We start from the raw sequence: 13738 nt of genomic DNA on the forward strand, positions 1-13738 counted from the left end.
CGCACCGTCTGCTGAAAAAGCAGGCATGGCCGCTGAAGGCATCGAGTTGTTGGAAGAAGGCGAAAAAATGCCAACTGACAAGTTGGTGGACGTGTCGCCCATGGCGTTGCGCATGAGCAGTCCCTTCAACGCAGGCTACTGGCAAACAGCGGCTTGATTGACTGGCTGCTTCAATGCAGCGTTCAAAGTAAAACCCGTCGCAGGCAACTGCTGACGGGTTTTTTGTTGGCGTCTAAAGGCTTTGAACCAGCGCCACGTATTCAGCCACTGGCACTTCTTCGGCACGCCGTTGCACATCGAAAGTGCCCGCAAAGTTGCGGCCTTCCAACCAGCGACCCAAGGTGTGGCGCAGCAGCTTGCGGCGCTGGCTAAAGGCTACCTTCACCATGTCTTCCATCAACTTGACGTTGATGTGTGGCGGCTCAGCCAGCGGCACCATGCGCACCACGGCGCTGTCTACACGCGGTGGCGGGTCAAACGATTCGGGCGGCACAAACAGCACATCTTCCATGTCGTAGCGCCATTGCAGCATCACGCTCAGGCGGCTGTAGTCGCTGGTGCTGGGCTTGGCCACCATACGGTCAATCACCTCTTTTTGCAGCATGAAGTGCTGGTCTTGCACCACGGTTACATGTTCGAGCAAGTGAAACAGGATGGGCGACGAGATGTTGTACGGCAGGTTGCCCACCACGCGCAATTTGGGTACCTTCAAGTCTGCGGCCAACTGTGTGAAGTCCACGCGCAGCACGTCGGATTCAATCACGTTCAAGTGCGGGTGCTCGCGCAGACGCACCGCCAAATCACGGTCCAGCTCAATGACGTTGAGCTTGCCTAAGCGTTCTACCAAGGGCTGTGTGAGTGCGGCCAAACCTGGGCCGATTTCGACCATCGGGTCATTCGGCTGTGGATTGATGGCGTCAACGATGCCTTCAATGATGGCGCCGTCGGTTAAGAAGTGTTGGCCGAAGCGTTTGCGTGCAATGTGTTTCAAAGTGGGGTCTGCTTATTGCGGTGCGTCGCGGTATTCCACATAGGCGCGGCCACGCACTTCTTGTGACCACAGCTGATAGGTCTCATCAAATTTTTTGTCTCGTAAGCCATTGCGGACCATGTCACGCAGCTCGCGTTCGCTGATGGGCGCTTCGCGGCGTTCCAACACTTGAATCAGGTGAACACCAAAGCGCGAAATGGTGGGGTCGGCAATTTGGCCAATTTGCAGCTTGTTCATGACCTCTTCGAACTCAGGCACAAACATGCCCGTAGAGACCCAGCCCAAGTCGCCACCATCGGGTCCGCTGGCGTCTTGTGAGTGTTCGCGTGCCAGCTTGGCAAAGTCGGCCTTACCCGCTTCAATTTGGCGCTTGTATTCCGCCAACTGGGCGCGTGCTGCGGTCTGGCTCAGTTGGCCACCCGGACGCAACAAAATATGACGCGGATGGGTTTGCGTCACGGTCACCACATTGCTGGCGCGCTTGGTGACCAACTTCAGCACATGAAAACCAGCGCCAGAGCGAACCAAGGCCACGTCGCCTTCGTTCATGCTTTTTGTGGCATCTACAAACAAAGTGGGATAACGGTTGGCTGGGCGCAAGCCCATCAGGCCGCCTTTGTCGCGCTCAACACCGTTAGAAAACTCTTTGGCCACACGCGCCAAATCGTCTCCGCGTTTCAAGCTAGCCAATGCGGTTTGTGCTTTGGCTTGAAGCGCTGCTATCTCGGTGTCGGTGGCTTTTTCAGGCACGGCAATCAGCACATGGCCGAGTTCGATGTCGGGGTTGGTGTCAATGCTGGCGCTTTGACGCAAGCGCACAGCTTGGTCAATTTCAACCTCGCTGACTTTGATGCGGCTTGGTACGTTACGGTCTGTGAGACGTTGCAAAATTAATTGCTCGCGCAGATTTTGGCGTAGCCGCTCAATGCTAGAGCCTTCCGCTTTGACCTTCTTGTGCAGTGCATCCACACTGATCTGACTTTGTGCCGCCAAGCGTTGCTCAGCTTGGTTGACCACATCGTCTTCAAGGGTGATGCCCGACTCTTTGGCGTGTTGCAGCAGGGCTTTCTCGACGATCAAGCGCTCCAATGCACTTTTAAGCAACGCATCGTTTTCTGGAACAACACGGCCTTGTTGCTTGAGCTGCTCGCGCAGCAGCGGCGCACGTAACACCACATCGTGGTTGGTGATGGGCTCAGCGTCGACGACCGCCACGATGAAGTTGCGGCCATTCGCTTGGGTTGGGTCGGTGGTTTGTGCCGTGGCGGACAGCGCCCATGCCACGAAGGCCCACAAGAGATAGGAACGAGGTTTTGGGTGAAGCATGGTGACCATCAATCGTAATTGCCGAAACGGCTAGCAGGCATAGCGGGTTGGCGCAAGGGTTGGTAGCGCGGGATGTTGGTGCGCAGAGAGCCAATGGCATTGGTGCCCAAACGTGACAGCCCCACAAACTCAAGCTGGAACAAGATGCGTTGCCGCGCCAAGCCATCCGCAATGAGCTGGCGCTCGATGACTGTGCGACTCAACCAGCAGCCTGCATCGTATTCGAAACCAATGATCGATTCAACGGGCTTCTTGGTTGCCATGTCCACGTTCACGCGTGCCACGCTAAACCAACGGCCTTCGCCTAAGCCCCTGTTGAGTCCGTCATGGCTGTCAGCGCCACCCCACAGGTCATGCAATGGCCATTGCCAGCCAAGATCTAACTGCTGAGACACAGAGTTACCTGCCGCATCATTTTCTGTACGCCACGCGGCATTGATCACCCGATAAGGCCCAGGGTTATATCGCCCACCCACAACTCGTCGGCGAAAGTTGTCGGTCGTCGGGTCGTACTGCACGGTGGAATCTAGGGCCCAGCTGCGTGAGAGGTTCAAGGTCGCACCCGCCAAGATGTCGCTCAAGCCGGTTTGGGCGGTCGGGTCATCGGGCAAGGTGACGCGTTGCTCTTTCATGCGCAGTCGCTGCGCAAGACCAAAGCGGGCGCCTTCGGCCCCAGTCTCGGGGTCAATGAAGCGCGAGGTCACGCCAAAGGTGAGGAGGTTGCTGTCTGAAATTCGGTCGTGACCACCAAACGCGTTTTCTGTGAAGATGCTGGCGAAGTTGAAGGAGTTACCACCGGAGTCGTAGTTGGGCAGGTAGTTTTGTTCGCGGTAGGGTGTGTTCACATAGAACACGCGAGGCTCAAGGGTTTGAATCCAAGCACGGTCAAACAATCGGCTATCGCGTTCAAAGGCCATGCCCGCGTCTAGGCTGAAGGTAGGCACCGCTACGCTGGCAGATGTTTGCCCTTGATGGCCGTTGTAGAACAGGGTGTTGGGCAAGCCGCCCTCAAATTGGTAACTCCGGCCATGCAATTGCACTTTGGGTGTCACATAACCATAGGGGGTGACAAAGGGGCGGCTGAGCTGAGCCCACGTCACCGCGCGGTCAGCGTTGGGTGCGCAGTTGTAAAACAGCTTGCTTGAGCTGTTCGCTGCAGCATTTGTACAGTCAATGTCGCGTAAAGAGCTGAACCGCGTGAAGTCTCCGTCTAGGCTGAAATCGAAGCCCCCTGTCACGTCGTAGCGCTGAATACGAGCCGTGAGTTGAGGCAAACGGTCAAAGGGCGGTGTGATGCGGTTGCTGACATTGGCCAAGTCTTGCAAGGTTTGCCACTTTTGTGCACGCATGCCTGTGGTGATGAACCCGTTTGTCCAAGAAATCCCCACATCGCTGGACAGCAGCCTTTGAATGCCCAAGGTGCTTCCGAGTGAGAAATCTTTCCAGTAGTTGTCGTCACTCACCCGGTTCACGTTCAATGTAAAGCCAAGCCCGCCACCCGCGTAAGCTGGATTCAGCAAACCGGTGTGTGCGTAGTTGATGCCCCAGCGCATCTTGTCATCGCGCAGTTTGTCGCTTTGCATGTAATCGAAGCGCATGAGCCCTTGAAATGGCGGCTGGGGAGCCATGCCTTCTAAGTAGCGAAACTCGGTGCTGAGTTTGATGCCGCGTTGGCTCCAATACGTGGGAGTGAAGGTGACGTCACGGTTGGGTGCCAAGTTCCAATAATAGGGTTGTGAGTATTCCAAGCCGCCAATGTTGTCCACACCAAAACTGGGTGGTAACAGGCCTGATTTGCGTTCGTCATCCAGTGGGAACTCAATTTCGGGGTAGGGCAGGATCGGCACACCCTTGAAATGCAGCGAGCCACCCTCCACCACGCCAAGGTGGCGGTCTGCATCGGTTGAAATTTTGTCACCACTGAAAAACCAATCGGGCATCCAGTTCGGCCCCGGCTTGCGTTGGCAAGTGGTGAAGCCTGCGTTGTGCATGACCGTGTGCGAAGGGTCGACAAAGTCGATGCGAGAAGCGCTGCCGTAGGCGTTGTTTTTTAACAGCCGGTAGCTAGGTTGCGTGAAGAAACCTTCAAACGCATCCATCTGCAAATCGAGTGCTGGGCCTTGGTACACATTGCCCGCGCGGTTGATGTACACATTGCCACGGGCCTTGGCGAAGTCATTGGTCGGGTCATAGTCGACCTTGTCAGCTTTGAGAAAAATCTCCCCGCGACGCAGCACCACTTGACCTTCAAGCGTCGTGAGCTGGTTGGCGTTTTCGCTCAGCGAGTTGCTTTCTAGGAAGGTGGGCAGTTGCTTGCGCGCATCGGAGGAAATGGCTTCTTGCAACAAGCTGCTAGAGCGCAAGACCAAGGGAGGTTCGTTTTGCTTTTGCGCGTGCGCGAAACCGCCGCCGCCGAACATGCCGACCACCAGCCATGACAAGGCGCGAATTTGGCGGTGAAAATGAGGCAACAGCATGAAAACGAGAAGACCTTCAATTGAGCAGCCCCTTCCAATGCAAAGCCCGAAAAGTCGGGCTGCTTGGGGCCGTTTGTAGAATTTAGATTATCCATGAGCACACCCCCTATTTCCCAGCCTTCGGGCACATCGCCCCACGCGTCTACCTACGCCCCCATTGAATGGGCGCAGCCCGAGCGCCAAGCGGCTTTTCACCAGTGGCTAAACGCCCAAGCCAGCGCTCACGGCGTGTTGCCCGCGACGGTGCGTGCGGCTTCGGCAGACGCCAGCTTTAGGCGCTATTTCCGCGTGGACACGGCCAGCGGCTCGTGCATCGCCATGGACGCCCCGCCCGACAAAGAAAACTGCGAGCCCTTTGTGCGCATCTCCCGCCTGATGGCGGACGCGGGTCTGTATGCCCCCCGCATCTTGGCCTGGGACGAGCCACAAGGCTTCATGTTGCTCGACGACATTGGCGCACAAACCATGATGGACGTCATCAACCGCGACGACCCGCAAGCCAACCACGGCCTTTACATGCGCGCGCTAGACGCCTTGTTGGCCTTGCAACAAAGCAGTCGCCCTGGCGTGCTGCCCGTGTATGACGAGGCACTGCTTCAGCGCGAACTGTCGCTGTTCCCCGATTGGTACCTCACCCAACATCGCCAGCTACAAATTGACAGCACCCAGCGCGAGATGCTGAACAAAACTTTCCAAAACATCGTTCAACGCAACTTGGCCGCGCCCAGCGTGTACGTACACCGCGACTTCATGCCGCGCAACTTGATGATGCCGCACGACCCGACCGAGCAACGCGCAGACAGCGCCGTGGAAACACGCTTAGGCGTGTTGGACTTCCAAGACGCCGTCTATGGCCCCATCACTTATGACATTGCCAGCCTCATGCGCGACGCGTTTTTGACGTGGGAAGAAGACTTTGTGCTCGATGTCACCATCCGCTATTGGGAACGCGCTCGCAAACTTGGCTTGATGGACTTTGACGGTTGGCATAACGACTTTGGCGCGTTCTACCGCGCGGTGGAGTGGATGGGCTTGCAACGCCATCTCAAAGTGGCTGGCATCTTTGCGCGCCTGACCCTGCGTGACGGCAAGCCCAAGTACTTGGCCGACGCGCCGCGTTTCATCAACTACATCCGCACCACCGCCAGCCGCTACAGCGAGCTGACGCCCTTGCTGCGTTTGATTGACAAGATCGAAGGCACAGAACCCGCCATCAGCTTGGCTTTCCCAAGGCTCACGCCCGGTGTACGGGGCTAAGGATGGCGCGCTTTTACTGCCCACTGCCTTTGGTGCCAGGTCAAGTGGTCGACCTGCCGCCCACCGCCGCTCGCCATGTGCAAGTGTTGCGCATGCAACCCGGTCACAGCTTGACCTTGTTCAACGGCCAAGGCGGAGAGTTCAGCGCCGAGGTACAACACATGGGCCGCAGTGATGTGCGCGTGGTCGTGGGCGAACATCGCAACGTGGAATGCGAAGCGGCAGCGCAGGTGCACTTGGCTGTCGGCATGCCTGCCAACGAGCGCATGGACTGGCTGGTGGAAAAAGCCACGGAGCTGGGCGTGCACCGCATCACCCCCTTGATGACCGAGCGCAGCGTCATTCGCCTGACGGGCGAGCGCGCCGAAAAGAAACAAGCCCATTGGCAAGCGGTGGCGGCGAGTGCGAGTGAACAATGCGGACGCAACCGCGTGCCCCTCATTGATGCGCCTGAGCGTTTAGACGCATGGCTGGCGCGTCAAACTTCGCAGGCCGATGTGGTGCATGGCGTGCTGTCGTTGCACGCCAGCACCCAGGCTTTGACCGCCGTGCGCGATTTGCAACCCTTGCGTGACGCTGGCGTAGCCGCTGCTAAAACGTGGGTGCTGCTCAATGGCCCCGAAGGCGGCTTGACCGATGCAGAAGACGCGGCCGCACGTGCCAATGGTTTTATAGCCTTGAGTTTGGGTGAGCGTGTGTTGCGTGCAGAAACTGCGGCCCTCGGTGCGTTGGCTTTGCTCACGCTGAACTAAACGGCAACCACGCGATGGACCTTCATGCTGAACTTTGGCTGTCCATGGCGGCGTTTGCTTTTGTGACATCCATCACGCCGGGTCCCAACAACATGATGTTGTTGGCGTCTGGAGTGAACTTTGGCGTGCGCGCTACATGGCCGCATCTGTTGGGTATTTCATGCGGGCACTTCATCATGTTGATGGCCGTTGGCTTGGGTTTGGGCGAACTGTTCATTCGCGTGCCCATGATTTACCAAGTGATGCAGGTGCTGGGCATGGCGTACATGCTTTATTTGGCGTTTGGCATTGTCAGAAGTGGCCCACCGCCAGAACAGGGTGCTGCGAATGAAGCTGCGAAGCCCATTGGGTTTTGGGGCGCAGCCGCATTCCAGTGGGTCAACCCCAAAGCGTGGGTAATGACGCTGGGCTTTTTTAGCAATTACTTGCCTCAAGAGGCGGGCTTGGTGTTGATTGCCGCTGCGTCGTTGCTGTTCAGCCTGGTTAATTTGCCCAGCATCGCGTTGTGGGCGATGATGGGTGCACGCATGGGCCACTACCTGCAAGTTGATCTTTATCGACGCATCTTCAATTGGACGATGGCGGTGTTGCTCGTGGCCTCGATGGCCGCGAGCGTCTTCATGCGTTGAACTTAAATACAGCGGTGCCCGCCATCAAGTTGGGCCACACATCCACACGTTGCCCATCTTGCAGGCCAAAGGCGCGTGTCACTTGCAAACCGTTCTTTTCGGCCAACACCTCAAAGTCTTTGAACGTGCCCACGCGGATGTTGGGCGTGTCGTACCACTGGTAGGGCAAGCGCTTGGTCACGGGCATGCGGCCTTGCAAAATGCTCAGACGGTTTGGCCAGTGGCCAAAGTTGGGGAATGCGACGATGCCGGTTTTTCCCACGCGTGCGGTTTCGCGCAGCATGGTTTCAGCGTTGCGCAAGTGTTGCAAGGTGTCGATTTGCAGCACCACGTCAAACGATTGGTCGGCAAAGACGCTCAGGCCCAAGTCGAGATTGAGTTGCAGCACGTTCACGCCGCGTTGCACGCAGGCGTGCACATTGGTGTCGTCTAGCTCCACACCATAGCCGGTGCAGCCTTTGTGTTGTTGCAAGTGGGCCAGCAAAGCGCCGTCGCCACAGCCGAGGTCAAGCACGCGGCTGCCCTGGGGCACGAGGGCAGCAATGGCGAGCAGGTTGTCGTGGGTCATGCGGCATCTCCGGTCAATTCGCCGCTGATACGCGCAAAGTACGAGCGCACCACATTCATGTAGCGGGCGTCGTCCAGCAAGAACGCATCGTGGCCATGTGGCGCGTCAATTTCGGCGTAGCTCACATCGCGTTGGTTGTCTAACAAGGCCTGCACCATCTCGCGACTGCGTGCGGGTGAGAAGCGCCAATCGGTGGTGAAGCTCACCAGCAAAAACTTAGCCGCCGTGCGTGCAAACGCCGCCGACAAATCGCCGCCATACGTGCGGGCTGGGTCAAAGTAGTCGAGCGCCCGGGTGATGAGCAAGTAGGTGTTCGCGTCAAAGTACTCGCTGAACTTGTCGCCTTGGTAGCGCAGATAGCTTTCGATTTGAAACTCCACGTCTTGGGTGGTGTACAGATAATCGCGTGTGTCGCCGTCCGATGCAGAGACACCCAGCGTTAGCCCAGCAGCTTGCGCTACGGATGAGGGGCGTAACTTGCGCCCAAACTTCTCGTTCATCACATCGTCGCTCAAATAAGTGATGTGACCCACCATGCGGGCGATGCGCAAACCGCGTTGTGGCACGACGCCGTGTTCGTAAAAGTGGCCGCCATGAAAGTCGGGATCGGTCACGATGGCGCGACGCGCGACTTCGTTGAAGGCGATGTTCTCAGCCGTGAGGTTGGGCGCGCTGGCCACCACCACGGCATGACGCACGCGGTCTGGGTATTGCAGCGTCCAGCTCAGGGCTTGCATGCCGCCCAAGCTGCCGCCTAAAACAGCGGCGAGTTGGCTGATGCCCAAACGGTCGAGCAGCAAGGCTTGCGCATTCACCCAGTCTTCCACCGTGACCACGGGGAAGTCCGCGCCGTACACCTTGCCCGTGTCTGGGTGGGTGTGCATGGGGCCGGTGGAGCCAAAGCAAGAGCCGAGGTTGTTCACGCCAATCACAAAGAAGTGATCGGTGTCCACGGGCTTGCCTGGGCCAATCATGTTGTCCCACCAGCCTTCGCTCTTGTCTTGCCCTTCGTACACGCCCGCCACATGGTGGGAGGCGTTCAGTGCGTGGCACACCAGCACCGCGTTGGAGCGGTCGGCGTTGAGCGTGCCGTAGGTCTCGTAGGCGAGGGTGTAGTCGCGCAGGCTGGCGCCGCTTTGCAGGGGCAGCACTTCGCTGAAGTGCATGGCTTGCGGCGTGGCGATCAGCGGCGCGGGGGTGGGGGCTGCATTCAAAGACATGCGTTCACTCTTGTTGATTCACCTAACTTATTCACCAATGGGTCGCAGGTGTTTGCCTGCAATGCCCGCCAGTTCAAACATGGTCACTTGGTCCTTGTCAAACACGGGCTTGAGCTTGGCGTCCGCGTTGATGGCGCGTTTGTTGGTGGCGTCTTGCAAGCCGTTGGCCTTGATGTAGTCCCACAGCTTCTTGATCACTTCGGTGCGGGCCACAGCTTCAGCGCCAATCACGTTGGCCAAATCAGCACTGGGCAAATAACCTGCGGTGACTTTGCGAGGCACTTTGGGCTTGGCCACTTTTTCAGCCTTGACCTTGGTGGCCTTCGTTGCTTTGGTCGCTTTGGTGGTTTTGGCGGGTACTTTTTTGCCAGCGGCTTTGATGAGCGCATTGGTGGTGGGCGTTTTGCCGCCTTTGGGCGGATACTTGCTTACACGGGGCTCAAATGCAAAGTTCACCTTGCCCGCTTCGGCATCCCACTGCAAAAAGGCCTTGAACGAGCGGCGCGTGCGCATGGACACAAACTTGTCGAGCAAATCGGTTTTGCCTTCGCTCAACAGCTTGGTCATTTGCTCGCGCTCGACCGGCTGTTGCAAGATGATCTTGCCGCTCTTGAAGTCGCAGCTCGGTGTGGCTTGCGCGTGCGTGGGCACGGCTTTGCTACACAGGTAATTGCTGCCGTGTTCGTGCACGGGGCTTCCGCACTTGGGGCAGTTGCCCAAAGGTGCTGCGTCGCTGAATTCCACGATTTCGCCGGAGTCCGCACCGTCGTCACCAAAGTCGAATTCGAGTTTCCAGTTTTGGTCTTCTTCGCTGTACTTGAGCGCGATTTCGGCGGTGAACGGCCAGCCCGCTTTGGAGCGGAAACCGTCGAGTGGGCCAATCTTTTTGTCGGTCAAGAACTGTTCAACTTCGGCTGCATCAAACGTGCGACCACCCGGAATTTTGCTGATGGAGAAGCCGCAGCCTGCACCGTTTTCGCCGGAGTCAGACGCGCTGCCGTCTTTGCCTACGCAGGCATAGCGGCGGTAGTTTTCTTTCACCACGCCGCCGCACTTGGGGCATGGTGTGGTGAGGGTGGCGTAGTCACCGGGGATGGTGTCGCGGTCAAACTCTTTGGCTTTCTTGACGATGTGCTCGGTCATCTCGGCAATTTCGCGCATGAACTCGGCGCGGCTCAGTTGGCCTTGCTCCATTTGCGAGAGTTTGTATTCCCAACCGCCCGTGAGTTCGGGCTTGGACAATTCTTCCACGCCCAAGCCGCGCAGCAGCGTGAACAACTGAAAGGCTTTGGCGGTGGGAATCATCTCGCGGCCATCGCGGATGAGGTATTTCTCGTTGAGCAAGCCTTCGATGATGGCGGCGCGTGTGGCGGGCGTACCCAAGCCTTTTTCTTGCATGGCTTCGCGGAACTCATCGTCCTCCACCAGTTTGCCTGCGCCTTCCATCGCGCCCAGCAACGTGGCTTCGCTGTAGCGTGCGGGTGGGCGGGTTTTCAGGCCTTTGGCGTCGGCTGATTCGTTCTTGGCGGCTTCGCCCGCTTTCAAGGCGACGAGGGTCTTGCCGTCTTCTTCGTTGTCAGAGGCTTCTTGCGCGGCGTCTTTGCCGTACACGGCCATCCAACCGGCGTTGACCAGCACTTTGCCTTCTGTGCGGAAGTTGTGGTCTTTGCCCGCGGCTTTGACCGTGCTGATGCGCGTGGTCACCATGTATTCGGCGCTCGGGAAGAACACCGCCATGAAGCGACGCACCACCAAGTCGTACAGCTTTTGCTCGGCTTCAGACAAACCGCTGGGCGCTTGCAAGGTGGGGATGATCGCAAAGTGATCGCTGACCTTTTTGTTGTCAAACACGCGGGGCAGTTTGCGCACGTAGTTGTTGTTCAGCGCCACGGTGGCGTGCTGTTCGAGATGCTTCATGCCGCTGTCGGCGAGCATCTCGAAAGTTTGCTTGACCACGGGCACGTAGTCCTCTGGCAAGTGGCGTGAGTCGGTACGTGGGTAGGTCAGCGCCTTGTGGCGTTCGTACAAGCTTTGCGCGAGGGCCAACGTGGTTTTGGCCGAGAAGCCAAAGCGGCCGTTGGCTTCGCGTTGCAGCGAGGTCAGGTCAAACAAACCGGGGCTGGCTTTGGTGGTGGGTTTGCTCTCTTCGGTCACGCGCGCTGGTTGGTTGCGCACGGCGTCAGCAATGGCCAAGGCTTCTGCTTCGCTCCACACGCGGTCGTGCTTTTTCTCGGCGTCTTCCGCGTCTTTTTTGTGCTCGGGGTTGAACCACTTGGCGGGGTAGCTGCCAGCTTCTACCTGAAAGCTGCCATGAATCTCCCAATAGTCGCGGCTGATGAACTTGCGAATTTGTTCTTCGCGCTCCACCACCACCGACAAGGTGGGCGTTTGCACACGGCCCACGGTGGTTAAGAAGAAACCACCCTCGCGTGAGTTGAACGCGGTCAAGGCGCGTGTGCCGTTGATGCCCACCAGCCAGTCGGCTTCAGAGCGGCTGCGTGCGGCATCGGCCAAGCCTTGCATTTGTTTCTCTGAACGCAGCGAATCGAAACCATCACGAATAGCTTGCGGCGTCATCGATTGCAACCACAGGCGCTTCACCGGTTTGTCGAGCGGCTTTTTGCCTCCCGCGTATTGCTCGATCAAGCGGAAGATCAATTCACCTTCGCGGCCCGCGTCACAGGCGTTGATGAGAGAAGTCACGTCTTTGCGTTTGGCCAACTTCACCACGGCATTCAAGCGCGTCTTGGTTTTCTCGACCGGCTTCAAGTCGAAGAAGGGAGGAATCACGGGCAGGTTGGCAAAGCTCCACTTGCCGCGCTTGACGTCAAATTCTTCGGGCGCTTGGATTTCCACCAAGTGGCCCACGGCACTGGAGACGACGTAGGTGTCGCTCTCAAAGTGATCGTCGTGTTTTTCGAACTTCCCCGCCACAGGCGTGAGTGCGCGCACGATGTCTTGCGCGACCGAAGGTTTTTCGGCAATCACGAGGGTTTTGCTCATTTCAACGTTCCTTAAAAACTGACCACTACAATTCGTTCTCTCGCGTGCGCACGCGCGCCCATGTGCGCGCACGCACATGCGTACGTATCAAAGTTAACAGAAAAACGCAGTGTTCAAAAAATCTCTCGCCCCAACCCCCGCGCCCATTCAAGGCCGCCGCATTCAAACTCGTCGTTCTGGTGTGCATGGCAAAGGCGTGTTTGCGCTGACGGATTTTGCCAAGGGCGAGACCATCATTGAGTACGTGGGCGAGATCATCAGCTGGAAAGAGGCGCTGCGCCGCCACCCCCACGACCCCACCGACCCCAACCACACGTTTTACTTTCACATCGATGAAAAGCATGTGATCGACGCCAAGTACGGCGGCAACTCCTCGCGTTGGATCAACCACTCATGCAAGCCCAGCTGTGAGCCCGATGAAGAAAACGGCCGCGTGTTCATCAAAGCCATCCGCGATATCAAGGCGGGTGAAGAGCTGAACTACGACTACGGCTTGGTCATCGACGCGCCCATGACCAAAGAGCTCAAGCTCGAATACCCCTGCTGGTGTGGCGCGAAGAAGTGCCGTGGCACGCTGCTGTCCTCTACGTCTGAATTCCCCAAAGGCAAAGACGCGAAAGCCAAAAAGTCAGACAAGAAGAAAAAGACCAAAGCCAAAAAAGGCTGAGCCGCATGATCTGGCCCGCTGAAGACCTTTGGCTTGCGATGGTTGCTTTGCAGCCAGGCTTGACGGTCGAGGTGTTGCCAGAGATCGACTCCACCAACACCGAGCTCATGCGCCGCGCCCGTGCCGGCCAAACCGAACCCGTGCTGCTGGTGGCCGAAACCCAAACCGCTGGCCGTGGCCGCTTAGGCCGACCTTGGCATGGCGAAGCGAGCCATGCTCTGACCTTCTCCTTGGGCCTCATGCTCAAGCCTGCTGACTGGTCAGGCCTGTCCTTGGCCGTGGGTTTGTCGCTGGCGCGCAGCTTGGACCCCCAAGGCGCCTTGGGCGTGCGTTTGAAGTGGCCCAATGATTTGTGGGTGAAGTGCCCGCTTGCGTCCACAAATACGCCTACAGGCTGGGGCAAATTGGCGGGCATCTTGATTGAGACCGCTTTGCCCACGGGCATGAGTTACGGCAGTGACCAAGGCCGCGAGCAAGGCAGGTATTGCGTGGTGGGTGTGGGCATCAACATCGCCCCGCCCGTGGCGGAGGGCTTGTCTACCGCGCCATTGGGTCTGCAAGACCTGCAAAGCGGCATCACCGCACCCGAGGCCTTAACCAAAGTGGCCGAGCCCTTGTTGGCTAACTTGCTGGCGTTTGAGCGCACAGGCTTTGCACCATTGCAAAATGCTTTCAATGCGCGTGATGCGCTGCGCAACCTGAATGTCACCCTGAGCGATGGCCGTCACGGTGTGGCAAGGGGTGTAGACGCCACTGGCGCAATGCTGGTGGACACTGAACAAGGCCAAGAGGCCATCAGCAGCTCAGAGGTCAGTGTGCGGCCGGCTTAGTGCCAATTCAACCAACAA

At 57.9% G+C, this 13738-nt stretch carries 11 protein-coding genes; 5 read left to right on the top strand and 6 right to left on the bottom strand.

What is annotated here, in order from left to right; genetic code table 11:
* Nucleotides 1-232: 232 nt before the first annotated feature.
* From rsmA to RMR24_RS06095, 3 genes are read right to left on the bottom strand one after another with little or no spacing between them, the layout of a single operon-like run.
* Nucleotides 233-991 carry a 16S rRNA (adenine(1518)-N(6)/adenine(1519)-N(6))-dimethyltransferase RsmA gene (gene rsmA, locus RMR24_RS06085; RefSeq protein ID WP_310614189.1) on the bottom strand — a complete coding sequence of 253 codons (759 nt, stop codon included), beginning with the start codon at nt 989-991 and terminating at the stop codon, nt 233-235.
* Nucleotides 992-1003: 12 nt separating this feature from the next.
* On the bottom strand, nt 1004-2317 hold the full coding sequence (locus tag RMR24_RS06090) for a peptidylprolyl isomerase (protein WP_310614190.1): 1314 nt from the start codon (nt 2315-2317) through the stop codon (nt 1004-1006).
* A gap of 8 nt (nt 2318-2325) precedes the next feature.
* A complete protein-coding gene (locus RMR24_RS06095; protein WP_310614191.1) occupies nt 2326-4794 on the bottom strand; it encodes an LPS-assembly protein LptD in 2469 nt (822 codons plus the stop codon).
* 93 nt (nt 4795-4887) lie between these two features.
* Between RMR24_RS06095 and RMR24_RS06100 the strand changes: the two genes are divergently transcribed.
* The 3 genes from RMR24_RS06100 to RMR24_RS06110 are packed head-to-tail and all read left to right on the top strand — an operon-like array spanning nt 4888 to nt 7432.
* The gene (locus RMR24_RS06100) at nt 4888-6051 is read left to right on the top strand and encodes a phosphotransferase (RefSeq protein WP_310614192.1); all 1164 of its coding nucleotides are present in this window, start codon (nt 4888-4890) and stop codon (nt 6049-6051) included.
* A gap of 2 nt (nt 6052-6053) precedes the next feature.
* A complete protein-coding gene (locus RMR24_RS06105) occupies nt 6054-6803 on the top strand; it encodes a 16S rRNA (uracil(1498)-N(3))-methyltransferase (protein ID WP_310614193.1) in 750 nt (249 codons plus the stop codon).
* A 14-nt stretch (nt 6804-6817) separates the two neighbouring features.
* On the top strand, nt 6818-7432 hold the full coding sequence (locus tag RMR24_RS06110) for a LysE family translocator (RefSeq protein WP_310614194.1): 615 nt from the start codon (nt 6818-6820) through the stop codon (nt 7430-7432).
* Here RMR24_RS06110 and metW read toward each other — a convergent pair.
* The 3 genes from metW to RMR24_RS06125 are packed head-to-tail and all read right to left on the bottom strand — an operon-like array spanning nt 7422 to nt 12223.
* Nucleotides 7422-8000: a methionine biosynthesis protein MetW gene (metW, locus tag RMR24_RS06115; protein WP_310614195.1), complete on the bottom strand. Its 579-nt coding sequence runs from the start codon at nt 7998-8000 to the stop codon at nt 7422-7424. The genes RMR24_RS06110 and metW overlap by 11 nt on opposite strands.
* The gene (locus RMR24_RS06120; protein WP_310614196.1) at nt 7997-9220 is read right to left on the bottom strand and encodes a homoserine O-acetyltransferase; all 1224 of its coding nucleotides are present in this window, start codon (nt 9218-9220) and stop codon (nt 7997-7999) included. Before RMR24_RS06120 ends, metW begins: the two co-directional genes overlap by 4 nt.
* Before the next feature lie 27 nt (nt 9221-9247).
* Nucleotides 9248-12223: a DNA topoisomerase III gene (locus RMR24_RS06125; protein WP_310614197.1), complete on the bottom strand. Its 2976-nt coding sequence runs from the start codon at nt 12221-12223 to the stop codon at nt 9248-9250.
* A gap of 109 nt (nt 12224-12332) precedes the next feature.
* Between RMR24_RS06125 and RMR24_RS06130 the strand changes: the two genes are divergently transcribed.
* Both RMR24_RS06130 and RMR24_RS06135 read left to right on the top strand, forming a co-directional pair.
* Complete coding sequence (locus RMR24_RS06130; RefSeq protein ID WP_310614198.1) at nt 12333-12890, top strand: SET domain-containing protein-lysine N-methyltransferase; 558 nt, start codon at nt 12333-12335, stop codon at nt 12888-12890.
* A 5-nt stretch (nt 12891-12895) separates the two neighbouring features.
* Entirely contained in the window at nt 12896-13720 is an 825-nt protein-coding gene (locus tag RMR24_RS06135; protein WP_310614199.1) for a biotin--[acetyl-CoA-carboxylase] ligase, read from the top strand.
* Nucleotides 13721-13738: the final 18 nt, after the last annotated feature.

The organism is Limnohabitans sp. (assembly GCF_031539105.1).
Taxonomy (GTDB): Bacteria; Pseudomonadota; Gammaproteobacteria; order Burkholderiales; family Burkholderiaceae_C; genus Limnohabitans.